Origin of the sequence: Streptomyces sp. NPDC005808 (assembly GCF_042871385.1) — a bacterium.
GTDB lineage: Bacteria > Actinomycetota > Actinomycetes > Streptomycetales > Streptomycetaceae > Streptomyces.
Map to the genome: position 1 here is coordinate 61,339 of NZ_JBIAIK010000002.1, position 24,814 is coordinate 86,152.

Annotated in this window: 23 protein-coding genes; 12 read left to right on the plus strand and 11 right to left on the minus strand. The window is 70.6% G+C overall.

The window, feature by feature from the left end:
- Window positions 1–33 precede the first annotated feature (33 nt).
- Window positions 34–288 (plus strand): hypothetical protein, encoded by a 255-nt coding sequence (locus tag ACFYPC_RS03805; protein WP_388670234.1) that lies wholly within the window; start codon window positions 34–36, stop codon window positions 286–288.
- 6 nt (window positions 289–294) lie between these two features.
- Here ACFYPC_RS03805 and ACFYPC_RS03810 read toward each other — a convergent pair whose 3' ends face one another.
- Together ACFYPC_RS03810 and ACFYPC_RS03815 are read right to left on the minus strand one after the other, a co-directional pair.
- The gene (locus ACFYPC_RS03810; RefSeq protein ID WP_388670237.1) at window positions 295–1,074 is read right to left on the minus strand and encodes a hypothetical protein; all 780 of its coding nucleotides are present in this window, start codon (window positions 1,072–1,074) and stop codon (window positions 295–297) included.
- Window positions 1,075–1,209: 135 nt separating this feature from the next.
- Window positions 1,210–2,883: a PucR family transcriptional regulator gene (locus ACFYPC_RS03815; protein ID WP_388670240.1), complete on the minus strand. Its 1,674-nt coding sequence runs from the start codon at window positions 2,881–2,883 to the stop codon at window positions 1,210–1,212.
- A 381-nt stretch (window positions 2,884–3,264) separates the two neighbouring features.
- Between ACFYPC_RS03815 and ACFYPC_RS03820 the strand changes: the two genes are divergently transcribed.
- From ACFYPC_RS03820 to ACFYPC_RS03850, 7 genes are all read left to right on the plus strand, one after another.
- Entirely contained in the window at window positions 3,265–4,155 is an 891-nt protein-coding gene (locus tag ACFYPC_RS03820) for an FAD binding domain-containing protein (RefSeq protein WP_388670243.1), read from the plus strand.
- Complete coding sequence (locus ACFYPC_RS03825) at window positions 4,155–4,739, plus strand: (2Fe-2S)-binding protein (protein ID WP_388670246.1); 585 nt, start codon at window positions 4,155–4,157, stop codon at window positions 4,737–4,739. Before ACFYPC_RS03820 ends, ACFYPC_RS03825 begins: the two co-directional genes overlap by 1 nt.
- Before the next feature lie 2 nt (window positions 4,740–4,741).
- Window positions 4,742–7,129, plus strand: coding sequence for a xanthine dehydrogenase family protein molybdopterin-binding subunit (locus ACFYPC_RS03830; RefSeq protein ID WP_388670249.1), 2,388 nt, complete (start codon window positions 4,742–4,744; stop codon window positions 7,127–7,129).
- Window positions 7,130–7,365: 236 nt separating this feature from the next.
- On the plus strand, window positions 7,366–8,823 hold the full coding sequence (locus ACFYPC_RS03835; RefSeq protein WP_388670252.1) for an NCS2 family permease: 1,458 nt from the start codon (window positions 7,366–7,368) through the stop codon (window positions 8,821–8,823).
- A 53-nt stretch (window positions 8,824–8,876) separates the two neighbouring features.
- Window positions 8,877–10,046 carry an XdhC family protein gene (locus ACFYPC_RS03840; RefSeq protein WP_388670255.1) on the plus strand — a complete coding sequence of 390 codons (1,170 nt, stop codon included), beginning with the start codon at window positions 8,877–8,879 and terminating at the stop codon, window positions 10,044–10,046.
- 272 nt (window positions 10,047–10,318) lie between these two features.
- On the plus strand, window positions 10,319–11,518 hold the full coding sequence (locus ACFYPC_RS03845; RefSeq protein ID WP_388670258.1) for a glycoside hydrolase family 6 protein: 1,200 nt from the start codon (window positions 10,319–10,321) through the stop codon (window positions 11,516–11,518).
- 109 nt (window positions 11,519–11,627) lie between these two features.
- Complete coding sequence (locus ACFYPC_RS03850; RefSeq protein WP_388670261.1) at window positions 11,628–12,050, plus strand: hypothetical protein; 423 nt, start codon at window positions 11,628–11,630, stop codon at window positions 12,048–12,050.
- A 220-nt stretch (window positions 12,051–12,270) separates the two neighbouring features.
- Here the strand turns inward: ACFYPC_RS03850 and ACFYPC_RS03855 are convergent, their stop codons facing one another.
- The 4 genes from ACFYPC_RS03855 to ACFYPC_RS03870 form a co-directional block, all read right to left on the minus strand.
- Window positions 12,271–12,711 carry an SRPBCC family protein gene (locus ACFYPC_RS03855; RefSeq protein ID WP_388670264.1) on the minus strand — a complete coding sequence of 147 codons (441 nt, stop codon included), beginning with the start codon at window positions 12,709–12,711 and terminating at the stop codon, window positions 12,271–12,273.
- Window positions 12,712–12,894: 183 nt separating this feature from the next.
- The gene (locus ACFYPC_RS03860; RefSeq protein ID WP_388670267.1) at window positions 12,895–13,617 is read right to left on the minus strand and encodes an FAD:protein FMN transferase; all 723 of its coding nucleotides are present in this window, start codon (window positions 13,615–13,617) and stop codon (window positions 12,895–12,897) included.
- 1 nt (window position 13,618) lies between these two features.
- Window positions 13,619–14,065 carry an FMN-binding protein gene (locus ACFYPC_RS03865; protein WP_388670270.1) on the minus strand — a complete coding sequence of 149 codons (447 nt, stop codon included), beginning with the start codon at window positions 14,063–14,065 and terminating at the stop codon, window positions 13,619–13,621.
- 10 nt (window positions 14,066–14,075) lie between these two features.
- Window positions 14,076–15,413 carry a ferric reductase-like transmembrane domain-containing protein gene (locus tag ACFYPC_RS03870; protein WP_388670273.1) on the minus strand — a complete coding sequence of 446 codons (1,338 nt, stop codon included), beginning with the start codon at window positions 15,411–15,413 and terminating at the stop codon, window positions 14,076–14,078.
- Between the two features lie 151 nt (window positions 15,414–15,564).
- Here ACFYPC_RS03870 and ACFYPC_RS03875 point away from each other — a divergent pair, with 151 nt between their 5' ends.
- Both ACFYPC_RS03875 and ACFYPC_RS03880 read left to right on the plus strand, forming a co-directional pair.
- On the plus strand, window positions 15,565–16,263 hold the full coding sequence (locus tag ACFYPC_RS03875; protein ID WP_388670276.1) for a response regulator transcription factor: 699 nt from the start codon (window positions 15,565–15,567) through the stop codon (window positions 16,261–16,263).
- Window positions 16,260–17,684 carry an ATP-binding protein gene (locus tag ACFYPC_RS03880; RefSeq protein WP_388670279.1) on the plus strand — a complete coding sequence of 475 codons (1,425 nt, stop codon included), beginning with the start codon at window positions 16,260–16,262 and terminating at the stop codon, window positions 17,682–17,684. Before ACFYPC_RS03875 ends, ACFYPC_RS03880 begins: the two co-directional genes overlap by 4 nt.
- A gap of 53 nt (window positions 17,685–17,737) precedes the next feature.
- On the opposite strand, the gene ACFYPC_RS03885 is transcribed toward ACFYPC_RS03880, so the two are convergent.
- Entirely contained in the window at window positions 17,738–18,025 is a 288-nt protein-coding gene (locus ACFYPC_RS03885) for an FtsX-like permease family protein (RefSeq protein WP_388670282.1), read from the minus strand.
- A 259-nt stretch (window positions 18,026–18,284) separates the two neighbouring features.
- Window positions 18,285–19,460 (minus strand): PucR family transcriptional regulator, encoded by a 1,176-nt coding sequence (locus tag ACFYPC_RS03890; RefSeq protein ID WP_388670285.1) that lies wholly within the window; start codon window positions 19,458–19,460, stop codon window positions 18,285–18,287.
- 184 nt (window positions 19,461–19,644) lie between these two features.
- Between ACFYPC_RS03890 and ACFYPC_RS03895 the strand changes: the two genes are divergently transcribed.
- Window positions 19,645–21,432: an FAD-binding dehydrogenase gene (locus ACFYPC_RS03895; RefSeq protein WP_388670288.1), complete on the plus strand. Its 1,788-nt coding sequence runs from the start codon at window positions 19,645–19,647 to the stop codon at window positions 21,430–21,432.
- 130 nt (window positions 21,433–21,562) lie between these two features.
- Here ACFYPC_RS03895 and ACFYPC_RS03900 read toward each other — a convergent pair whose 3' ends face one another.
- The 3 genes from ACFYPC_RS03900 to ACFYPC_RS03910 form a co-directional block, all read right to left on the minus strand.
- Window positions 21,563–22,180: a class F sortase gene (locus ACFYPC_RS03900; RefSeq protein ID WP_388670291.1), complete on the minus strand. Its 618-nt coding sequence runs from the start codon at window positions 22,178–22,180 to the stop codon at window positions 21,563–21,565.
- A 52-nt stretch (window positions 22,181–22,232) separates the two neighbouring features.
- Window positions 22,233–22,874: a hypothetical protein gene (locus ACFYPC_RS03905; RefSeq protein WP_388670294.1), complete on the minus strand. Its 642-nt coding sequence runs from the start codon at window positions 22,872–22,874 to the stop codon at window positions 22,233–22,235.
- A 742-nt stretch (window positions 22,875–23,616) separates the two neighbouring features.
- Entirely contained in the window at window positions 23,617–23,832 is a 216-nt protein-coding gene (locus ACFYPC_RS03910; RefSeq protein ID WP_388670297.1) for a hypothetical protein, read from the minus strand.
- Window positions 23,833–24,274: 442 nt separating this feature from the next.
- On the opposite strand from ACFYPC_RS03910, the gene ACFYPC_RS03915 reads away from it, so the two are divergent.
- A complete protein-coding gene (locus tag ACFYPC_RS03915; RefSeq protein WP_388670300.1) occupies window positions 24,275–24,805 on the plus strand; it encodes a hypothetical protein in 531 nt (176 codons plus the stop codon).
- Window positions 24,806–24,814: the final 9 nt, after the last annotated feature.

A 24,814-nucleotide genomic window follows, 5' to 3' on the forward strand; every position in this document is an offset into this window, starting at 1 on the left:
AACGACCACACCTGACCTCGGGGGCGACCGGCGATGTATCCCGATCCGGGCCGGCAGGCGCAGCAGCAGTTCGACCAGTCACGGCGATTCCAGCGGATGAACGAGGACATGGACGCCCAGCGCCGCCGCCGAGCCCGCGGCGGCTCCGGCTCCGGCTCGGGCCTCGGGGGGCTGCTGAAGCCGGCCCTCCTCGTGGGCGTCGTCGTCCTCCTCGTCCAGAACCCCGAACTGCGCACCGAGGCCTGGACGTTCGTCCAGAACCTGTGGACGGACGTCCAGAGCGGCTAGCAGCAGCTAGGCCGTCGCCGTCGCCGTCGGCGGATCCAACTGCTGGGCCAGCCAGGTCGGTACGCCGCCCAGGAGTCGGAACAGCCGTCCCGCCTCGGCCCGTAGCCGGGACGCCTCCGGCTCGGTCTCGGCGTCCGCGAGTGAGGCGAGGGCGGGGACCGTACCGACGAGGAAGCCCAACTCCTCGCGGATACGCAGGGATTCGGCGAAGCCGTGCCGGGCCTCCGCCAACTCGCCCTCCTGCAGGGCGAGTCCGGCGAGGTGACGCCAGGTGAAGGAGAGCAGCAGCGTGTCGCCCTGCGCGGTGGCGCCGGCGTGGGCGCGCCGGTAGGCGGCGCGGGCCGACTCCGGTGAGTGCGCGAGGTTCTGGGCGAGCAGACCGCGCCGGAAGTCCAGGAGCGCCCGCCCCGGCGCCCCGGGCGTGATCAGCGCGGCGGCCCGGCTCAGCGCGGCCCGCGCCTCGTCAGCCCGGTCCCGTACGCCGAGCAGTGTGGCGGCGTACGCGAGCTGCCCGCGCTCACACGCCGCCGCGCCCCGCTCGTCGTCGCTCCGGGCCACCGCCTCCGCCGTCCGCAGCGCGTCCTCCGCCTCGGCCCAGCCCTGTTCGGTGTACAGGCACCCCTCGACGAGAAGCGACGCTCTCTGGAGCGCCGGTGCCGCGGTGCCCGGATCGAGCAGCGCCGCCGCGTCGGCCCAGCAGGCGCGCGAGCGCAGCCGCCATACCGCGGTCTGGAGTGGATCGTCACCTGCGGTCGTTCCGGAACCAGACATGGCGGAATGCGCCACGTTGCCCTCCCCGAGCACACCATTGAGCTGTTGAGTGGTGGCATCTCAGCACGGATCCCGGGGCCCGGCCAAGGGGGTAGGTGAAGGATTTCACAAAGTCATGGCTGTCACTCGGCGCATCCGAGGAGTCAGAAATCAGCTCATTCGCAGTGCCAGGAAGAAGTCCAGCTTGTCCTCCAGGCGTGAAAGATCACGACTCGTCAACTGCTCGATACGCCCCACGCGATAGCGCAGCGTGTTGACATGCAGGTGGAGACGGGTGGCGCAGCGCGTCCAGGAGCCGTCGCAGTCGAGGAACGCCTCCAGGGTGGGAATCAGCTCGGCGCGATGGCGACGGTCGTAGTCCCGCAGCGGATCGAGCAGCCGGGCCGTGAACGCCCGGCGCACGTCGTCCGGCACGAAGGGCAGCAGCAGCACGTGCGAGGCCAGCTCGTGATGCCCGGCCGCGCACACCCGCCCGGGACGCGCCGCGGCGACCCGGCGCGCGTGCCTGGCCTCCTCCAGCGCGCCGCGCAGCCCCTCCGCCGAGTGCACGGCGGCGCTGACGCCGAGCGTGAGCCGCCCGTCGTCGTCCAGGCCGGCCGTCAGCGGGTCCCGTACGGCCCCAAGAAGTGTCTCGGCGAGCAGCCCGGACTCCGAGCCGTCGTGCTCCGAGGACACCCCGGGAAGCGCGAGCAGGGCGATGGCCTCCTCGCCCGTGTGGGCGACGGCGATGCGGTCGGAGTGCTCGGCGCCGGAGGACAGCGGATTGACGAGGATCTCCTCAAGGAGCGACTGGGCGACCGGTCCGCCCTCGATGTCCGCGCCGTCCCACTCGACGCGGGCCACGACCACCTGCCAGTGCGGGGCCGCGCCGAGCCCGGGCAGCAGCACCGGAGCGGCCACCCGCAGGCGCGCCGCGATCTCGGCAGGCGCGGCACCCGTCTGCACCAGCTCCAGGACCTCCTGCGCGAGCCGCCGCCGCACCGTACGGGCCGTGTCCCGCCGTTCCCGCTCCACCGAGATCAGCTGGGTGACGCCCTGGAGGAGATCGAGCCGCTCCTCGGGCCAGTCCCCGGCGTCCGCCTCGACCGCGAGGAGCCAGTCGGAGAGCACCGTCTCGCGCACATCCCGGGACGCGCCCGTGGAGCGGCCCGAGGAGGGGACAGGGAAGAGCGAGTACGTCGTCGTGCCGACGGTGACCCGGTGCGGCCCCCGGCGCCCGGTGCGGGACGCCGCCAGATGCTCGGCGGCCAGCTTTGCGCAGACGTCCGGCGGCAGCGCGGCCCCCGCGAGCTTCGAGCCCGCGACGGCCCGGCCGGTGGGGGAGAGCACCCAGGCCCGCAGATCCAGGTCGGTGCCGAGCAGGTCCAGGACGACATCGGGTCCGCCGCCCGCGGGCCCTGACGTCATCATCCGTCTGTGCCGGTCCACCACGGCCGCCAGATCCCCGGCACGCTCGCCCGACACCTGCCGTACGACATGCTCGGTGATCGTCGCGAAGGCCACCGACTCGTTCACCCCGAACAGCGGCAGCCGGTGCCGTGCGCAGGCCTGGATCAGGTCGTCCGGGACGTCGCCGAGCTCCGCCTCGCCCGCGGCGAGGCCCGCGACCCCGGCGCCCGCGAGGATGCGTGCGAAGGGCTCGGAGTCGGCGGCGTCGTGCCGCCAGGCGAGACCGGTGAGGACCAGCTCGCCACCCGAGAGATAACGGCTGGGATCCTTGAGGTCCGTCGTCATCACACCCCGGACGGTGCGGTCCAGCTCGTCCTCGCCGCCGAGCAGCCGCAGGCCCAGCGCGTCGGTGTCCAGCAGTGCGCGCAGCCGCATTCTCGTCGCCGCCGATCTTTGTCTCGAAATCTACGATGGATCTGTATGGCGCTGGGGTGAGGACCCCGCGGGAAAGCTCCTGGGTGACGACCCCGCGGGAGGATCCACCACCCGCCTGAGCCTGTGTCCTGGGCTTTCGAGAGCTGTGCTCACTGTTTCCAGGGAAAAACAGAGAGGTTACCGATGACCTCCGTTCATACGAATCTACAAGATGCGCACCCTGGCCAGCCAACTCCTTCATGGTTTCAGTGACTGACCCTCATGGAGGACGGCGCTGTGTACTGGCCCCACTCCGCGTAAACAACTCATGAACGAGCCGGGCCCGCCGCACCCGATCTGGCTTGATCAGAACCACCACGATACGAATGAAGAGAGCCACTCATGGACTTCCTTCGCCCCGCCAGCTGGGAGGAGGCGCTCGCCGCCAAGGCTGAGCACCCCACCGCTGTGCCGATTGCGGGTGGCACCGATGTGATGGTCGAGATCAACTTCGACCACCGCAGGCCCGAGTACCTCCTCGATCTGAACCGCATCGGCGAGCTGAGCGACTGGGAGGTCGGCGAGGAGAGCGTGCGCCTTGGCGCCTCCGTGCCCTACACCAAGATCATGGAGCAGCTGCGCGGCGAGCTGCCCGGTCTGGCCCTCGCCTCCCACACGGTGGCCTCCCCGCAGATCCGCAACCGCGGCGGCGTCGGCGGCAACCTCGGCACCGCCTCCCCGGCAGGCGACGCCCACCCCGCGCTGCTCGCGGCGGGCGCCGAGGTCGAGGCCGAGTCCGTCCGCGGCACACGCCTGATCCCGATCGACGCCTTCTACACCGGGGTGAAGCGCAACGCGCTCGCTCCCGACGAGCTCATCAGGGCCGTACACATCAAGAAGGCCGACGGCCCGCAGCAGTACTCCAAGGTCGGCACCCGCAACGCCATGGTCATCGCGGTCTGCGCCTTCGGTCTCGCCCTGCACCCGTCCTCGCGCACGGTCCGCACCGGCATCGGCTCCGCCGCGCCGACGCCCGTCCGCGCCAAGGCCGCCGAGGAGTTCCTGAACGCGGCGCTCGAAGAGGGCGGCTTCTGGGACAACGGCCGGATCATCACGCCGTCGGTCGCCAAGCAGTTCGCGGACCTGTGCTCCGCCGCCTGCAACCCGATCGACGACGTCCGCGGTACCGCGAGCTACCGCCGCCACGCGGTCGGCATCATGGCCCGCCGCACGCTCACCTGGACCTGGGAGTCGTACCGCGGCTCCGCCGCCGGCACGGAGGGAGTCGCGTAATGCGCGTCAATTTCACGGTCAACGGCCGTCAGCAGGAAGCCGACGACGTGTGGGAGGGCGAGTCCCTGCTGTACGTGCTGCGCGAGCGGATGGGCCTGCCGGGTTCCAAGAACGCCTGCGAACAGGGCGAATGCGGCTCGTGCACGGTCCGCCTCGACGGCGTGCCGGTGTGTTCCTGTCTCGTCGCGGCCGGGCAGGTCGAGGGGCGCGAGGTCGTCACGGTGGAGGGGCTCGCGGAGTACGCGAAGCAGCGCTCCTGCGGGACCGGCGGTGCCTGCGGTACTTCGGGTACCTCGCTTCAGGACGCCCAGCAGTGGAATTCCAAGCCTCAGGACTCGCACACCGGCGAGGGCGGCGAACTCGCCCCCATCCAGCAGGCGTTCATCGACGCCGGCGCCGTCCAGTGCGGCTTCTGCACCCCCGGTCTGCTGGTCGCGGCCGACGAGATGCTGGAGCACAATCCGACCCCGACCGACGCGGACATCCGCGAGGCGCTCTCGGGCAACCTGTGCCGCTGCACGGGCTACGAGAAGATCATGGACGCGGTCCGTCTTGCGGCCGCCCGGCAGTCCGAGGCGGTCTGATCATGGGAACGACCGGCACACCCACCAACATCACCCAGGGCTCCAAGACCAAGGGCGGAATCGGTGAGTCCACGCTGCGCCCGGACGGCACCCTCAAGGTCACCGGCGAGTTCGCGTACTCGTCCGACATGTGGCACGAGGACATGCTCTGGGGCCAGATCCTGCGCTCCCCGGTCGCGCACGCCGAGATCGTGTCGATCGACACCTCCGAGGCGCTCGCCCAGGCCGGCGTCTACGCCGTCCTGACGTACGACGACCTGCCCACCGCCGTGAAGAACTACGGCCTGGAGATCCAGGACACCCCCGTCCTCGCCCACGGCAAGGTCCGCCACCACGGCGAACCGGTCGCGATCGTCGCCGCCGACCACCCGGAGACCGCGCGCCGCGCCGCCGCCAAGATCAAGGTCGAGTACCGCGAACTGCCGGTGATCACGGATGAGGCGTCCGCGACCGCGCCGGACGCGATCCTCGTCCACGAGGGCCGCGACGACCACCACATCGGCCATGTGCCGCACCCGAACATCGTGCACCGCCAGCCGATCCTCCGCGGAGATGTCGAAGCGGCCCGGGAGCGCGCCGACTTCATCGTCGAGGGCGAGTACACCTTCGGCATGCAGGACCAGGCCTTCCTCGGCCCCGAGTCCGGCCTCGCCGTACCCGCCGAGGACGGCGGCGTCGACCTCTACATCGCCACCCAGTGGCTGCACTCCGACCTCAAGCAGATCGCCCCGGTTCTCGGCCTGCCCGAGGACAAGGTCCGGATGACGCTCTCCGGCGTCGGCGGCGCGTTCGGCGGCCGCGAGGACCTGTCGATGCAGATCCACGCCTGTCTGCTGGCCCTGCGCACCGGCAAACCGGTCAAGATCGTCTACAACCGCTTCGAGTCCTTCTTCGGGCACGTGCACCGCCACCCCGCCAAGCTCCACTACGAGCACGGGGCGACCAAGGACGGCAAGCTCACGCACCTGAAGGCCCGGATCGTCCTGGACGGCGGCGCGTACGCCTCCGCCTCCCCGGCCGTCGTCGGCAACGCCGCCTCGCTGGGCGCGGGCCCGTACGTCATCGAGAACGTCGACATCGAGGCCATCGCGCTCTACACCAACAACCCGCCCTGCGGCGCCATGCGCGGCTTCGGCGCGGTGCAGGCGTGCTTCGCGTACGAGGCCCAGATGGACAAGCTCGCCGACAAGGTGGGCATGGACCGGGTCGCGTTCCGACAGCTCAACGCGATGGAGCAGGGGACGGTCATGCCGACCGGGCAGCCGGTCGACTCCCCGGCGCCGGTCGCCGAACTCCTGCGCCGCGTCAAGGCGATGCCGATGCCGCCGGAGCAGCAGTGGCTCGCGGCCGGCGAGGCCGCCGACGTACGTCAGTTGCCGGGCGGCCTCTCCAACACCACGCACGGCGAAGGCGTCGTACGCGGCGTCGGATACGCGGTCGGCATCAAGAACGTCGGCTTCTCCGAGGGCTTCGACGACTACTCGACGGCCAAGGTGCGTATGGAGGTTGTCGGCGGCGAGCCCGTCGCGACCGTGCACACCGCGATGGCGGAGGTCGGCCAGGGCGGTGTCACCGTCCACGCGCAGATCGCCCGCACCGAGCTGGGTGTCACGCAGGTGACCATCGCCCCGGCCGACACACAGGTGGGCAGCGCCGGTTCGACGTCCGCGTCGCGCCAGACGTACGTCACCGGTGGCGCCGTCAAGAACTCCTGCGAGCTCGTCCGCGAGAAGGTCCTGGAGATCGGCCGCCGCAAGTTCGGTACCTACCACCCGGCCTGGGCCACCGCCGAACTGCTCCTGGAGGGCGGCAAGGTCGTCACCGACGGCGGTGAGGTCCTCGCCGACCTGATCGACGTACTGGAGGACGAGGCCGTCGAGATCCAGGCCGAGTGGCGGCACCGTCCGACGGAGGCCTTCGACCTGCGCACCGGACAGGGCTTCGGCCATGTCCAGTACACCTTCGCCGCGCACCGCGCCGTCGTCGAGGTGGACACCGAACTCGGCCTGGTCAAGGTCATCGAGCTGGCCTGCGCCCAGGACGTCGGCAAGGCGCTCAACCCGCTGTCCGTCATCGGCCAGATCCAGGGCGGCACCGTCCAGGGCCTGGGCGTGGCGGTCATGGAGGAGATCATCGTCGACCCGGTCACCGCGAAGGTGCGCAACCCCTCCTTCACGGACTACCTGATCCCCACCATCCTCGACACCCCGACCATCCCGGTCGACGTGCTCGAACTCGCCGACGAGCACGCCCCGTACGGGCTCCGTGGCATCGGCGAGGCACCGACCCTCTCGTCCACCCCGGCCGTCCTCGCGGCGATCCGGAACGCGACGGGTCTGGAGCTCAACCGGACGCCGGTGCGGCCCGAACACCTCACCGGCACCGCCTAGCACTCTCCGGGCGGCGCAGGGAGCGTCACACTTCGCCGCGCCGCCCGGAGTACTCGAGTACCGCACCGCTCGCGGAACTTGACGCACCATCACCTTGCAGTCGAGCGTTCGTCTCGGGCCGTCCCCCGGGTCGTGCGGCCGAAGCACCTTCCCAAATCCCGCAGCCACCCACGTGGTTGAGCGGCCGTCAGGGCGGCTTGCGCGGGTGTCCCTTTGAACCTTGGGAGCAGGCCCACATGACCCAGCAGTCACTGGAGCCGAAGACCGTCGCGGAAGACGCGGGCGCGGGTAGCCGCGTCCCGGCCGGACGGTCCTGGCTCGACCGGTACTTCCACATATCCCAGCGGGGAAGCTCCGTCGCGCGTGAGGTGCGCGGCGGCACCACCACCTTCATGGCGATGGCGTACATCCTGCTGCTCAACCCGCTGATCCTGTCCGGCAAGGACGTCGCCGGGAACACCCTCGGCCAGCAGGCGCTGATCACCGCGACCGCGTTCGCGGCGGCCTTCAGCACGCTCCTCATGGGCTTCTTCGGCAAGGTGCCGCTCGCCCTCGCCGCCGGACTCTCCGTCTCCGGCGTGCTCGCCTCGCAGGTCGCCCCACAGATGACCTGGCCGCAGGCCATGGGCATGTGCGTGATGTACGGCGTCGTCATCATGCTCCTGGTCGTCACCGGGCTGCGCGAGATGATCATGAACGCCATCCCGCTTGCGCTGAAGCACGCGATCACCATGGGCATCGGCCTGTTCGTCGCCCTGATCGGCCTGGTGAAGGCGGGCTTCGTCCACCAGGGCGAGGCGACCCCGGTGTCCCTCGGCCCGAACGGCGAACTCGCCGGCTGGCCGGTGCTGCTCTTCGCCGCGACACTGCTCCTGATCTTCATGCTGCAGGCCCGCGCCATCCCCGGCGCGATCCTGATCGGCATCGTTGCGGGCACGGCCATGGCCGTCGTCCTGAACGCCCTCGATGTCATCGACCCCAAGCAGTGGGCGAGCGGCGCCCCCGAACTGCACGGAAGCGCCGTCTCGATGCCGGACTTCTCGCTCTTCGGCGATGTCGAGTTCGGCGGCTGGGGCGAGGTCGGCGCGATGACGGTCGGCATGATCGTGTTCACGCTGGTGCTCGCCGGGTTCTTCGACGCGATGGCCACGATCATCGGCGTCGGCACGGAGGCCAAGCTGGCCGACGCGCAGGGCCGGATGCCGGGCCTGTCCAAGGCGCTGTTCATCGACGGCGCGGGCGGAGCGGTCGGCGGGGTCGCCGGCGCCTCGGGCCAGACGGTCTTCGTCGAGTCGGCGACGGGCGTCGGGGAGGGTGCCCGTACGGGCCTGTCCTCTGTGATCACCGGTCTGTTCTTCGCTGCGTGTCTGTTCTTCACGCCGCTCACCGCGATCGTCCCCGGCGAGGTCGCCGCCGCGGCCCTTGTCGTCATCGGCGCCATGATGATGATGAACGCCCGGCATGTGGACTGGGCCGACCGCGCCACCGCGATCCCGGTCTTCCTGACCGTCGTGATCATGCCGTTCACGTACTCCATCACCGCGGGTGTCGCGGCCGGAGTCATCAGCTATGCAGCCATCAAGATCGCCCAGGGCAAGGCCCGGGAGATCGGGGCGTTCATGTGGGGCCTGACGGTGATCTTCGTCGTCTTCTTCGCCCTCAACCCGATCGAGACCTGGATGGGCGTGCACTGATACGCACGCCTTTCTGGATCCCTCCGCGCAACCGCTGTCAAGGAGACCGAGAGATGCTGGACATCGCCGAAGAACTGCACCGGTGGGTCGAGCAGGGACGCGACTTCGCCGTGGCCACCGTGGTGGCCGTCGGCGGCAGCGCGCCCCGCCGACCGGGAGCCGCACTGGCCGTCGACTCCGACGGCACGGCGATCGGCTCGGTCTCCGGCGGCTGCGTGGAGGGCGCGGTCTACGAACTGTGCCAGCAGGCGCTGGAGGACGGGCAGTCGGTCCTCGAACGCTTCGGCTACAGCGACGACGACGCGTTCGCGGTGGGGCTGACCTGCGGCGGCATCATCGACATCCTCGTGACGCCGGTCCGCTCCGGCGATCGCGCCCGGCCGGTGCTCGCGACGGCGCTGGCCGCCGCGGCGGGCGGGGAGGCGGCGGCGGTCGCGCGGATCGTGAGCGGGCCGGCTGAGCTGCTCGGACGCGCTGTTGTCGTCCGCCCCGACGGTTCGTACGAGGGGGGCTTCGGCGCCCATCCCGAGCTGGACCGGACCGTGGTGGGCGACGCGGTCGCCTTCCTGGACGCGGGCCGCACCGGCACGCTGGAGATCGGAGAGCACGGCTCTCGTTGTGGAGCACCGCTCACGGTACTGGTGGAGTCGTCGGTCCCCCCGCCCCGCATGATCGTCTTCGGTGCGATCGACTTCGCGTCGGCGCTGGTGCGCATCGGCAGGTTTCTCGGGTACCGCGTGACGGTGTGCGACGCCCGCCCGGTCTTCGCGACAGCCGCCCGCTTCCCCGACGCCGACGAGATCGTCGTCGAATGGCCGCACAGGTACCTGGCCCGTACGGAAGTGGACTCCCGGACAGTGCTGTGCGTACTCACCCACGACGCCAAGTTCGACGTCCCGCTCCTCCAGCTCGCGCTGCGGCTCCCGGTCGCGTACGTGGGGGCGATGGGGTCACGGCGGACCCACGTCGACCGGAACGAGCGCCTGCGTGAAGTGGGCGTGAGCGAGCTGGAGTTGGCGCGGCTCCGGTCCCCGATCGGGCTGGACCTGGGGGCCCGTACGCCCGAGGAGACGGCCCTGTCCATCGCCTCGGAGATCGTGGCCGACCGGCGTGGGGGGAGCGGGGTGGCGCTGACCGGGGCGCATACGCCGATCCACCATGACGGGGATTCGGTGTCGGCGTCGGCGTCGGCCTCGGTGGGGCGGATCGGGTCGGTGGCTTGACGCGCGTACGACCGACTGGCGGCGCGACGAAGGCCGGTGGCCTGAAGCCCGTACGACCGACTGGGTGTCGGCGGCCCGTACGACTGACTGGGTGTCGGCGCACCGAATGGATGAGGGGCCGGGCCCTCGCGGAACGCGGTGGGCCCGGCCCCTCATCCGTACGCGCGTAATCTCCGCGCCGCGTATTGACGCGAGCATGCTGCTCCAGCACGCTGCTGTGGGAGCGCTCCCGCAAGTCCTCGGTGACCGTTGCGAATCAGGAGTGAACCCAGATGAGACATGCCTCGACGTGGCTTGCCGCCCTGTCGCTCGGACTGGCGGCCCTCGCCCTCGCACCAGCGGAGACACAGGCAGCGGACGCCGCCGATCGCGTCCCCTCTCCGTATGTACCTTCCGCGCACGTGCCCTCGCTGTACGTCCCCGACGCCAACCCGGCGTCCTACCGCCAGGCGTTGGACCTGGCCCGCGCGGGCCGACTCCGCGAGGCCGCGGGCATCGTGGCGATGGTGAACACCCCGCAGGCCGTCTGGTACGGCGACCAGACGCCGGCCCAGGTGGAACGGCTGATCCGGGGGGTGACGCGGGACGCGGACCGGGAGGGCGCGATCCCGGTGTTCGCGCTGTACAACGTCCCGGGGCGCGACTGCTCCAACTACTCGGGAGGCGGGGCCTCCAACACGGCGGAGTACAAGGAGTGGATCGACGCGGTGGCGCGTGGGATAGGGGACCGCGAGGCCCTGGTCACCCTCGAACCCGACTCCCTCGCCCTCCTCCCCGCCGACTGCGGCCAGGACGACGCGCAGGGCACGAAGACAGCGGCCCGGTACACGGAGGTCAACTACGCGGTCTCCGTGCTGGAGCCGCTGCCAGGAACGCGCGTGTACCTGGACACCGGCCACCCCGGCTGGCACACCGTCAACTCCATTGTGCCGCGCCTGATCAGGGGCGGAGTCGCGCACGCCGCCGGCTTCTACACGAACGCCTCGAACTACAACACCGACGACGCCAACTCCTGGTACGGCAAGCTGATTTCCTCCTGCCTCGCGTACGTCGACGCAGGCGGCGACGCCACCGCGTGCCCCCACCAGTGGTGGCCGCGGGCCGACGCGCAGGCCTGGCTCGACTCCCATGTGCACGTTCCCGCGTCCCGGATGAAGCACTTCGTCACGGACTCCAGCCGCAACGGACAGGGCCCCTGGACGCCACCCGCCGGCAAATACCCGGACCCGCAGGACTGGTGCAACCCACCGAACCGCGGCCTGGGCGCCCGCCCGACCCTGCGCACCGGCGACCCCTTGCAGGACGCCCGCCTCTGGATCAAGACACCGGGGGAGTCGGACGGCCTGTGCCTGCGCGGCACACCGGGCCCCGAGGACCCGGAGCGCGGGATGATCGACCCCGCAGCGGGGAACTGGTTCGCCGAACAGGCCCTGGAACTGGTGCGGTTCGCCAACCCGCCGATTCTGCGCTGACGTTCCGGCCCGGACCCCAGCCCAGTTGTAGCGAGCCCGGCATGCCGTCCAGAGCTGTGACCGAGCATTCGTGCGGACCTCTCAACTGGAGCTCACCGAGGCTGAGTTCATGGCAACAGCGCAGCAAGGGCCGAACACCACGGATGTCACAACGGCGGTCGAGACTCTGCGGGAAGCAATGACGGCGGCGGGGATCGTGCTGCCGTCGCTGGGGGCGGATGTGGGGCCGCCTTCACTGAACCTGACCGCTCTCGGCCGGGTGGGCGTGGATGTCGTGCTGCGGCCCGGCCGACGTGATCCGGGGGTGCGTATGAGCGGATACACACCGGAGATCGGTGATCTCGTATGGGACGAGACGACGTGCAAGGTCGGCCGGGTCGTGGACCGCGTCGGCCCGTACTGGCAGCTCAAGCCGCTCGGCGGCGGGAGAGAGTGGGACGCGCACGGCCTCCTGCGACACGCCACGGCGGCGGAGAGGCTATCGGCGGGCGTTGCCCTCGCCAACGCCCGAAGCCGGGGGGAGCTGCCGTGAGCGGGGTTGGGTGGCGGCGCGGCGGCGGACGTGGCCACCTGAGGGCCGGTTACCGGCACCAAGGAGTTCGTCCGGCATCAGATGGCGTACCAGAGGTACTTCGAGCACGCGTCGGCGTACCCGGACTGCGTGGACGGTGTGCGCCCCGAGGCGCGGCGCCTGTGGCGCGTGGTCCGGGAAGGCCGGTCGGCCACGGTGCGGGTCCTGCCGCCCGCCGCGGTCAGGGCCGCCGCAGCAGTCTCTCGGCCGCCCGCCCGAACATCCACCGCCCCGCGCGCGCCAGCCCCCGGTCCAAGAACCCCGGCAACCACCGCACGCTGATCTCCTCCCGCCACACCACCCGAGAAGCCTCGTCGCTCTCCGGATGCACCTCGATCTCGGCCCACCCCGTCACGAACGTGCCGCGCTTGACCAGCCGGCACATGCCCCCGAGGCCGTCCCGCGGGGGCTGCCACACGACCACCTCCATCGGGTCGTCGAAGGCCACGGGGCCGAGCCCCGACCGCGCCACGAACACGGTGCCCTCGTGGGTCGGGGGCGGCGTGAGCACGGTGACGCGGGTCAGTGGGACCGCGTCCGCGTGCCGCTGCCAGTCGGTGAGGCGTCGCCAGGACTGGTCGACGGAATAGGGAGACGCGCGCTCCAGCAGGAAAAAGGCCACGGGGTGATCGTAGGCAGCGGAACGCGACGCGAATTCTCTATGCCGATTGTTGGCAGTTGGGGCGCGGCTGTTGCTCACGGCGGGCGGCTGGTTCGTCCATCGCCGCGCACAGGAGAAGCGGTAGCCGTACGACGACGAGGGCTCCCCACACGCCGGGGGGAGCCCTCGTCGTCGTACCGAAGGTCAGGCGGCGACAGGCAGACCCGGCGTACGGAAGACCCGGTGCTCGGCGTCGACCGCGAACACCTCGCAGCCCTCTCGCGCGGCGGCCCACTCGATGCCCTCCGCACCCATCGCGAACGCGGCGGTCGCCGTGGCGTCCGCCTCGGTCAGTGAGGCGGCCACGACGGTCATGCTGAGCAGTCCGGTCGCCGGACGGCCGGTGCGCCCGTCGACGATGTGGTCCCCGCGTTCGTACCGCGCGGACGTCGCCACCGCACCGTCGCTGATCTCCAGCACCGTGCACAGCCGGTCGGCCTGCTCGGGGTGCCGCACGCCCACCCGCCACGGGCCGCCCACCGAGGCCACGTCGCCACCGGCGTTCAGGCAGAACCTCGTCGCCCCGCGCGCCGCCAGCAGATCCGCGGCCCGCTGCACCGACCAGCCCTTCACCATCGCGCAGGGATCAAGACCGCGGCCCGGCAGCCGCACCTGGAAGGCGCCGAGAGTCGCGACCCGGTAGTCCTCGCACAGGTCGAGGACCTCGACCAGATCGGGGCTGAGCTCATGGGGTTCCAGCTCGCCCCGGTCCAGCCGGGACACCTCGCTGTCGGGCCTGAAGGGGCTGAACCGCGCGTCGACCTCGCGCAGCCATGCGAACACCGCGTCCGCGGTCTCGTCGCAGGCGTCACCGTCGTCGATCCGCAGCGACACCGGGAACCCCATCACCTGCTCGACTCGCCGCACCTCAGGCGCCCTTCGCGTCGAGGGCGGCCTGGAGGGACTCCCTGTAGCCGTCGCTGGTGATGGTGGCGCCGGACACGGAGTCGATGTCGGCGCTCTGCGCCTGAAGGGTCTCCTGGATCAGTACGGGCACGGCGGCCGTGGTCTGCGGGTGGTTCGGCTGCACCAGCATCCGTACGGAGGCGATCGTGTCGCCCTCGAAGGTCACCTCGACCTGCACGTCGCCCTTCTCGGTGGCGACGGTGCTGCCCTGCACGACCTGCGTGGCGGCGGCCGACGCGGACGGCGAGGAACCCGAGGAAGGGGGCAACGAGGGGGACGACGACGAGGGCGCAGGGGCGGCCGGCTCGGCGACCGTGGTGCTGGACGTCGTATCGGCGCCCGGTTCGTAACGCCACACCGTGATCAGGCCCAGGACGGACAGGGCGACGACGGACAGTACTCGCTTCACGGTGTTCCCCTCATCCAGCCAGGCTGAAGCGCTCGGAATGGATCTGCGGTCTGGGCACGCCCAGCTCACGCAGGGTGCGCAGGACGGCGCCGGTCATGCCGGGCGGACCGCACACGTAGACGTCCCGGTCAGCGATGTCGGGCACGAGCCTGACCAGCTCCGGCGGCGCCAGCCGGTCCGGTACAGGCGGTCCGGTGATCAGGTGCAGCACCGCGCCCTTCGCGTGGGCGAGGTCGCGCAGCTCGTCGTAGAGGACGGCGTCCTGGTCCTTGGCGACCCGGTAGACGAGCACCACGTGGCCTTCCAGTTCCTCAAGCAGCGCCCGCATCGGGGTGATGCCCACCCCGCCGGCGATCAGCAGGGTGTCCGGCCGCGTGCGGTGCATCGTGGTGAAGGCGCCGTAGGGGCCCTCGGCGAAGACCCGGGTGCCGACCTTCACGTGCCGCAGGGCGGCGGTGCCGGCGCCGGCCGTCTTCGCGGTCAGCCGCAGCGTCCGGCCGTCCGGGGCCGCCGACAGGGAGAACGGGTTGGCTTGCCACCACCGGTCTCTGGTCAGGAACCGCCAGAGGAAGAACTGGCCTGCCCGCGCGGGCAGTTGGTCCAGGTCACGCCCCGTCATGTAGATCGACACGACGTTGTCGGACTCGGGGACGACCGCGGAGACCCGTAGCTGGTGGCGCAGGTTCCGCCAGAGCGGGAGCACCAGCCGGCCCAGGAACACCGCCCCGAGCGCCGTGCCCCACATGCCCCACCAGTACGCCGTGGCCGCCGACGAGGTGGTGAACGTCGTACCGACCCCGACCTGGTGCGTGAACGCCAGGACCACCGCCACGTACGTGTAGAGGTGGATGAAGTGCCAGGTCTCGTAGGCCAGCCGGCGCCGGGCGTACCGCGCCGACACCGCGCCTATGACCATGATCAGCACCAGCGCGACGATCGCCCGCAGCACACCCTCCACGGTCTCGGCCAGGTTGACCACTTGGTCCACCGGGCCCATCGACGAGGACTCGGCGTAGCCGAAAGTGATGAAGACGGCGTGCCCGAGCAGCGTCCACAGCAGGCCGAAGCCGACCCAGCGGTGCCAGGACGTCAGCCGGTCCATGCCGATCCGCCGGTCCAGCCACGGCAGTCGGGCGACCAGCAGCAGCTGGAAGGCCATCAGGAGCGCCCCGTACAGCCCGGCCAGCCGCCCCAGGAGGATCAGGGCGTTCGAGTCGCGCGGGGACTGGAGGAAGAAGACGGCCACCACGACCACGTTCACGGCCAGCAGGATGTACAGGCCCGCGCGGGCCACCACCTTGGGACGTACCGCCGTGGGGGGCGGTTGGAGACGTTCGAGAGTCGTCACGGACGGGAGCTCCTCGTTCGGGTCCGGGGACACCGAGCCTGCCGGGTGGGAGCTGTCGTTCACCTGTCGATCAACTTTCAAGTTCTTACCGATACGCGTCCGGCGAGCCCGCGGGGATGGCGTACGGAGGCAGGTGAAGCACTATGGGCACGTGGAAAAAGTACGACTTCTCGTTGTGGACGACGATCCGCCCATCGCCGACCTGGTCGCGACGGTCGCCCGTTACGAGGGGTGGGAGGCCGTCACCGCCAATACGGGCGAAGAGGCGCTGAGCCGCGCCGCCGAGTTCCGTCCGGACATCGTGGTCCTCGACCTGATGCTGCCCGGCCTCGACGGCTTCGGCGTCCTGGACCGGCTGCGCCGGTCCGGCACGATGGTGCCCGTCGTGTTCCTGACCGCGCGCGACGGCGTGGCCGACCGGGTCGCGGGCCTCACCCGGGGCGGCGACGACTACCTGGTCAAGCCGTTCGCCGTGGAGGAACTCATGGCGCGGCTGCGGACCGTGCTGCGCCGCGCCGCCGGGCCCGGGTTCCAGCGTTCCGTGCTCAGGGTGGCCGACCTGACGATGGACGAGGACACCCGCGAGGTGCGGCGCGACGAGAAACTCCTCACGCTCACCCCCACCGAGTACGAGGTGCTCCGCTACCTGATGCGCAAGTCACCCACCGTCCTCACCAAGGCGCAGATCCTCGACCACGTCTGGGAGTACGGCTTCGGCGGCCGCTCCAACGTCGTCGAGCTGGTCGTCAGCCGCCTGCGCCGCAAGCTCGACGGCTTCGGCGAGGCCGGCGAACCGCTGATCCACACCGTTCGGGGCGTCGGATACGTGGTGCGGCAGGTCGCCGAGTGATCCGCCGGTTCCGGGAGGCATACCGCGGGATGCGCCTCGGCACCCGGCTGGCCCTGGGCCTGGGCGTGCTGTCGCTGGTGGCGTTCGCCGTCGTGGGCACGGCGCTGACGATGTCCATGCGGGACTACCTGGAACGCCAGCTGACCGAGCAGATGCAGCTCGTCCAGCTCACCCAGACCGAGCAGGTCAAGGAAGACGACAGCATGCACGGCGAGCCGTACTGGGGCTGGTACACGGCCTCGTACCAGGTCTCGGGCGACACGGCCGTGATCCGTCGGCCCGCCGACGCGCCCGCGGACGACGCCGCACTCGCCGCCACCGCCCAGGCGCTGGCCGACTCGGGTTCCGACGACCTCGTCCGTACCGCCGACATCAAGGGCGAGGGCAAGTACCAGCTGCGCGCCTGCGCCGTCGAACCCGGGGTGGTCCTGGTCACCGCGGCGCCCATGAAGGACATCGACAACACCATGCAACGGCTGGTGACGGTCCAGGTCGTCGCGTTCGCGCTCGCGCTGCTCGCACTCGTCGTGATCGGCCGGGCGGCGCTGCGGCGCGGCCTGAAACCGCTCAGCGACATGGCGCACACGGCCCGCGGCATCACCTCGCACGACTTCACCGAGTCGGCCCGGCTGCCGGTCCGCGCCGACCGCGGCAACGGCGGCCCCGAGGTCGAGGAACTGCGCACCGCGTTCAACACCATGCTGGAACACATCGACGACTCCCTCGCCGTCCGCACCGAGGCCGAACAGCGGCTGCGGCGCTTCGTCGCCGACGCCTCGCACGAGCTGCGCACCCCCCTGATGTCGGTACGCGGCTACGCGGACCTCTTCCAGTACGCGGCCGCCAACGAGCCCGAGGAACGCGACAAACACCTGGCCCGCCTGCGCGCCGAGGCCGCCAGGATGGGCATGCTCCTGGACGACCTGCTGCTGCTCGCCCGCCTGGACGCCGGCGAGGTCGAGGCCCCGCTCCGCCTGGTCGACGCGGACCTGGCGGAGCTGGCTCGCGAGGCGGCCGACGCCTTCCGCGCCGGCCACCCCGACCACGAGCTGACCCTGACAACGGGCCCCGACCCGGTCCGGCTGCGCCTCGACCCCCTGCGTATCCGCCAGGTACTCGACAATCTCCTCACCAACTCCGCGGTGCACACCCCGGTCGGCACGAAGGTGTCCGTCTCCGTCTCCGTCTCCGCCGGCGCGGCGGTGGTGCGGGTCGCCGACTCGGGCCCGGGCATCCCCGCCGACGACCAGGAACGGGTCTTCGACCGCTTCTACCGCGTCGACAAGGCCCGCACCCGCGACCGGGGCGGCAGCGGCCTGGGCCTGGCGGTCGCACTGTCCCTGGTGCGGGCGCACGGCGGCACGGTCGAACTGACCAGCCGCCCGGGGGCGACGGCATTCACCATCAGGCTTCCCCTCTGATTGCCATCCTCAGGCTTCCCTTCTGATGTGCAGCCGGTGGACCGCCCGGGAGCTCACTCGCTGCGCAGCACCTGGGCGATCGTCAGCCGCGCCGCACTCCGGGCCGGGACGAACGCGCCCAGGACCGCGATGGCGAGGCCGACCAGGGCCGTACCGGCCAGCGCCGGGGCCTGCCAGACGTCCGTCATGTACGAGGGCAGGGAGATGGACACCGCGTCCGCCATGCGTGGCACCACGAGGTGGTGGCCCGCGATGCCCAACGGGATGCCGAGCAGTGAGCCGATGGCACCGAGTGCGGCCATCGAGGTCACCATCATCGCCGTGACCTGCCGGGGTGTCATACCGATGGACCCCATCTGCGGCGTTGTCGTCGGTTGCCGACTCCCCCACTCTCGGCTGCGCTCGAGCGGGGGGGACCCCCATCGCGTCGTCGCCCTCCTCCGCCTTGCAGCTGCACGCACCACACCCCGCTCACCGGGACCGATAGGGGCGCCGCTGCTTTCCTCCACCGTGATCGGCCGGACAGGTCCTAGTCGTGGACACCTTCACACTCCGCCGCCCCCGGCGCTGCGACGGCCACGCCAGGTGGACCGGAGCTGCTCACCGGCCCGGGGAATCCCCGGCGGGCCGTAGCCAGGTGGTGAGGGCCCACCACCAGTGCAGCGTGCTCAGTGGCCCGGAGCGACTCTCCGCCGGGGCGTCGGTCAGTGATTCGCCGGTGATCTGCTGGAGCCGGCCGAGCCGGTAGCGGACGGTGTTGGGATGGGTGAACAGGACTGTCGCGGTCTGGTCCAGGCGGCGGCCGTTGTCGAGGAAAGTCAGTGCGGTGAGCGCGAGTTGGCGGTGAAAGGCGTCCGACTGGTCGAGCCCGTTCAGGAATCGAGCGCTCAGCACGGAGCCCAGTAGTGGCTGGTCCGCCAGGGCGATCTCGGCGGCGAAGTCGGTGAGGTCGTACAGTCCGCGTCGGCCCTGTCGGCGGCCGATGTCCACCGCCCGTACACACAGCCGGTAGAGCGGGCGGAGCTCGTTCAGGGGAGCGGCCGGGGAGACGACGACAAGGGCGGTCGCCTCGATCTCCTCGCGTGTGGGCGTGCGGGGACACAGGCCGACAAGCCGCCCTTCGACCAGCCCGAAGGTCCCACGCGGCACGGCGAGCCGGCTCATCGGCGGACGCGTGCGCGCGGAATCACCCATGTCCCGGACAAGGCAGTGGTGTTGGCCCCCGGGGCGGATGCCCGCCCGCACCAGTTCCTCGGCGGACGGGGTGACACCGCCGACCAGTAACTGCCGCAGGATCCGGGTCGGGGCACCGAGCGGCTCGTGCGCAGTGCCCCGCTCAGCCGCACGGTATCCGTTGATCACATGACGCTCGACCGCGTCCCCGTACTCCTTCAGGCGCATGACCATCGTGAGCAGTGCGCCGTCGGACACCCCGTCGGACCGGCAGCGGTCGACCATGATCTCCGTGGTGCGCGTGAACGCCGCCTGGAGGCCCTGCAGTACGGCGGTCATCGGGATGCCCTGGCCCGCGCGGTCGGCGCCGAGCAGCAGGGCGGCGGTGAAATCCTGTTCCTCGACCCGCTCGAAGGTGTCGAACCAGGTGTCGGCCGCGTGGATCATGGCGGTGACGTGCGAGCGGGTCTCCGCCTCGGCGAGCCGGGCCAGTTCGGGGGAGCGGTCTCTCGCCGCTTCGACGAGGGCACCGCACACGTCCACGTCCACGACCATGCTCCGCAGGATCCCGGCCACCGAGTCGTGCTCGTCGGCGACGTTCACGATCCCCCTCCCCGTCCAGGTCTGTCACCGGACCACAACAAAGCGGAGGAGCATTGGAGTTGGGCTCCTACCACACCGCTGTCATCGACTGATTTCCTGAGAGCTACCGAAGGTAACAGGACAGCTGTCGCAGTAACACCCTCCGCGTCGCCATGCCCCGCGCATCTCTTCTGGAAGGCAGCCCATGGAGAACTCAGCGACGCCGTCGGGCGTCAGCCGCCGGCACGCCCTGACCGTGGCGGGAGGCGTGCTCGCCGGTGCCGCCCTGACGGCGAACGCGTCATCGGCCTTCGCGGCCGAGGCCTCCGCCGCGGACGCGATCGTCGTCGGCGGCGGCCTCGCCGGTCTCGTCGCGACGGCGGAACTGGCTGCCGCGGGACGCAGGGTACTGCTCCTCGACCAGGAGCCGGAGAGCAATCTGGGCGGGCAGGCGTTCTGGTCCTTCGGCGGCCTTTTCCTGGTCGACTCCGAGGAACAGCGGCTGATGGGCGTGAAGGACTCCCGCGAACTGGCCTGGCAGGACTGGCTCGGCACGGCAGGCTTCGACCGAGGCGTCACCGACCCGGGCGGCCAGGACTACTGGGCCCACAAGTGGGCCGAGGCGTATGTGGACTTCGCCGCGGGGGAGAAGCGGTCCTGGCTGTACGAGTTGGGGGTGCGCTGGTTCCCGATCGTCGGCTGGGCCGAGCGGGGCGGCGGCCTCGCGGACGGGCACGGCAACTCGGTGCCCCGCTTCCACGTGACCTGGGGTACCGGTCCTGCCGTGGTCGAGCCGTTCGAGAAGAAGGTACGGGCGGCGGTCGCGGCCGGGAAGGTGACGTTCAAGTTCCGTCACCGAGTCGACGAGGTCGTCACGACAGGCGGCGTCGTGACCGGCGTACGCGGGGCGGTACTTGAGCCGAGCTCCGCCGCGCGCGGCAAGGCCAGCTCCCGCACGGTGGTCGGAGACTTCGAGCTCAGTGCCCCGGTCGTGATCGTCACCTCCGGCGGCATCGGCGCCAACCACGACCTCGTACGGCAGAACTGGCCGGCCCGGCTCGGTACCCCGCCCAAGTCCATGATCACCGGTGTGCCGGCGTACGTGGACGGCCGGATGCTCGCGATCACCGAGCGGGCGGGCGGGCGGATCGTGAACCCCGACCGGATGTGGCACTACACCGAGGGCCTGCGGAACTACGACCCGATCTGGGCCAACCACGGCATCCGCATCCTGCCGGGGCCGTCGTCGCTGTGGTTCGACGCCACCGGCAAGCGCTTCTCGGCCCCCGACCTCCCCGGCTACGACACCCTCCACACCCTCAAGTCGATCACGGCCACCGGCTACGACTACTCCTGGTTCGTCACGACGCAGAAGATCATCGCGAAGGAGTTCGCGCTGTCCGGCTCCGAGCAGAACCCGGACCTCACGAACAAGGACATCCTGATGCTGCTCTCGCGCATCTGGCAGACTCCCGAGCCGATCGAGCGGTTCAAGAAGAACGGCGTCGACTTCGTCGTCGCCTCAACGCTCTCCGAACTGGTCCGTGGGATGAACAAGTTGACCGGCGAGGGCCTCATCGACCTGGCCGATCTCCAACGGCAGATCGACGCGCGGGACCGGGAGATCGACAACCCGTACACCAAGGACATTCAGGTCATGGGAATCCGCAACGCCCTTGCCTACCCAGGTGACTCGCTCAGCCGCACCGCGGCGGCCCACAAGATCCTGGACCCCGACGCCGGACCCCTGATCGCCGTACGGCTCAACATCCTCACCCGCAAAACCCTGGGCGGCCTGCAGACCGACCTCTCCGGCCGGGTCCTGGACGCCACCGGCGCCCCCGTTCCCGGTCTGTACGCGGCCGGCGAGGTCGCCGGATTCGGCGGCGGCGGAGTCCACGGATACCGCTCTCTGGAAGGCACCTTCCTGGGTGGCTGCCTCTTCTCCGGCCGCCAGGCGGGCCGAGCGGCGGCCGCGGCCACGGCGTCCTGAACGTCGGGACGCGCCGAGCCCCTCTCGGTCCAGACGCTGCACCGTGTCCGCGGCCCGCCCACGCGGACACGCGGGCGGGCCGGTCACCTCGCCGTTGAGGTGCCGGCCGTTTCCGCATCGCTGTCCGTGGTCAGGCTGTCTGCTTCTTGAGCGAGGTCAAGTGGGCGAAGACGACGACGTTGGCCGAGTAGCCGTGCTTCTTGTCGAAGGTTCCGCCGCACGTCAGTAGTCGAAGTTCGGGACGGTTGGTCGTGCCGTACACCTTGTCGTCGGGGAACTTGTCCTTCGCGTACTTCTTCACTTCGTCGACGGTGAAGATGGCGGTTGCCCGGTCGGCCCGGGTGACCTTCACCGTGTCACCTCGGTGCAGGGTGTTGAGATTGAGGAAGATCGCCGGTCCGGTCCTGGTGTCGCGATGACCGACGATCAGGGAGGTTCCCGCCTCGCCGGGTGACGGGCCGTTGCGGAACCACCCCACCTCTTTCGGCCTGCTCAGTGGTGGAGCGCCCAACCGGCCCTTGTCGTCGAGGTCGAGGCCGGTGACCGGGGCCTCGATGAAGATGGCGGGAATGGTGATCTTCAGCGGCCGGGAGCGCGCCAGGGGTGTGTGCGGGGCCTGTTGGGGCGGTGCGTCACCGCCGCCCGCGGCGTCACCGGCGCGGGCGGCGGTGACCGGAGACCCGTCGGAGGAGTCCGAAACCGCCCAGACGATGCCGGTCACCAGCGAGAAGGTCGCACACAGCGTCATCGACAGACGGCACGCACGACTGGGCCCCCGTTGCCGTCGCCGTCGGCGTTGGCTATGCCTCGTGGCGGGCACGGCGGCGCGCGGCTCGACGGATCACGATCATCGCGGAGATGGCGATCCCGCCGGCGGTCAGGGCGGCGACGGTCCCGGAGTTCGAGTCGCTCTGGGAGCTGACGTTCTCCAGGTCCGGGACGCCTCCGCCACCTGCCGGCACCGCACCGATGGGCTTGTGGTGTTCCTTGCCCGGGCCGATCTCCGCGGGGCCGCGGCGCTGGTTCTCCTGGCGGTGGCAGTCGACCGAGAACCTCTTCAGCTTGGGGCCCGCAGGGGTGATCCACACCAGCTGGTACGTGCCCTGCGGGAGCCGGTACTTCGCGCTCTCCGCCGACCCGTTGATCAGCGGCAGCGTGCTCTGCAAGGTGTCGCCGGGTGGCATGGTCGGGGGCTGCGCAGTGATCGTCCAGGCGACCGCCGGCAACGACTCGAAGTTGCTCGCGGCGAGGGTGAACTCGCAGACCTCGACCCCGTCGCCGCCGCGCGAGTGCCAGTCGACCGAGCGGATGTCGATGGCGCCGCTGTCACCGGGAGCGGCGTAGGCAGCTCCCGAGCCGGCGAGGGTGGCGCCGGCGACCACGGCGGCCACCGCGGCACCCCCACGGAGGCCACGGGAGCGGAGGGAAGAGGACATGACCATGCTGGACTCCTTCAAGTCGGGATGATTGTCGTACTTATGGGCCAGACACGTAATGAATGCCATAAAACGGCAAAGGATGCGTTGAGACACCGCGAAGGTCATCAGATATAACTCGAATAGCCCAAGTCGCCCACAACTGGGTCGCTGTCGTCGCAGACCTTGTCATCGGGCTCATGACCACACCGCCACGGGCCGTCCACGCCCTCGCGTGCAACTGGCCCACGCGCAAAAGCCGCTCGTTCGCGCAGCTCGTCCAGCGGGCCGAACTGCACGGGCTCGTTCGGGCGGGCCTTGGCGCAGGCGGGTTCCTGTCCGGCGCCGAGCCGGTCGGAGCACACGGCGCACTGAACGCCCGCCCGCCCTCAGGACGTTGCTCGATGAGGCCGTCCGGCCAGGCGGGTACGCAGCAGCCCCGTTCGCCGACGCCCCAAGACCAAGCAACTCGCGCCGGCTACAGACCTACCGGCGTCCGTCCTCGCCGACTTCACCGACACCAGCATCAGCAAAGCCACCCGCTGGACCGGATACGCCACATGCGACTGGCTACGACATCGCATCCCGCACACAGACCCGGTTCGCACGTGGTGGGTGCGGGAGACCGCGAGCACGTAGACCGGTTCGCCGACCCCTACCAGCAATGTCCTGCGGTAAGTGATCTCGACCGTTGACCGTCCCAGGCAGCCGCCCAGTGTCCCCTAGGTGCCCGATCGGGCGGCAGCGGGCGGGAAATGCCGAGAAGTCGCTACGGCGATGGAGTTGGCCTCCTGCGCCGGGCGAATCGACGCCCGGCAACCCAGAGGTTGATCAGGAACAGCACTGATCCGGCTATGGGCCAGCCCACCGATCCACCGTCGCGGTACGTCTCGATGCCCACCACCAACAGCAACGAGCCGACCGCCAGGCCCATCAGGTCGAGGAGGGCGTCTGCCTGCCTCACGATCTTCGAAAGGTTGACCACGGCTTGATGGTGACAGGTGCCCCGCTCGCCGCCAAGGGCGAGTCTGTGCCGCGACCTGCATGTCTGCCGCGCGGCCGACGGAGCGACTGTCACCGGAAGCTGCTGACACACCGCCAAACTCTCCTGACGAACGGCCAAGACCTTCAGTCAGAGGCCAAGCAAGATCGCGATCTACAGCTGGAGTACCAGCGACGACGGCGCTCCCCAGCGCCGCCCGTACTCCCCGGATTCTCCCCAGCGACGGTCTCGGTCGAAGGCGCGGGCCGGGGGTGGGTCCATGCTTGCCTGGTGGCGGGCAACAGCCACGACGAGTGGCGATCTGGGGAACGGCGCTTTGGAGTCGGATCAGCCGTGCTGTTGGAGCTGTTCGGCCGGCACCGGCCGCCGCCCGGCCACGGGTCGTTCTGTACGACGGCCGGGTACGGCTCCACACGCCCTCGCGGTGCTCCGCGCCCGCGAACTCTTCGGCGAGCAGGCCGGGTTGGTCACCGGCGCGGTCTTCGCCGTCTCCGCGCCGGCCGCGCTGTCGGGCCGGCTGAAGCTGACCGCGTGGGCGAAACGGACCCTGTCCGGCCCGCGCGCCATCGTGTACGGGCTGGTGGTGATGGGTGCGGCCTTCCTGCCGCTGCTGACCCAGTCGTACGGCGTGGTGGCCGGGGTCGGTGCTCTGACGCTGTGCGCGGCACTGCTGGCCTGGGGCGGGGCGCTGCTCTACCCGTTCGAGATGGACACCGTCGTCCGGCTCTCCGGCGACCGGCTGGTGGCCACGCACTACGGCGCCTACGACACGGCCTCCGGCATCGCGATCTCCCTCGGGAACTTGGCCGTGGGGGCGTTGTTCGACACCGGGGTGCGGTGGCTGCCGTGGGCGGCGCTCACCGCCACCGGGATGTTCTGCGCGGGGTCGGTGGCGTGGTTGCACCGTGCCGGGCATCTGACGCCGAAACCGGTACCCGTACCTGTGCAGGGGTGATCGGTCCTC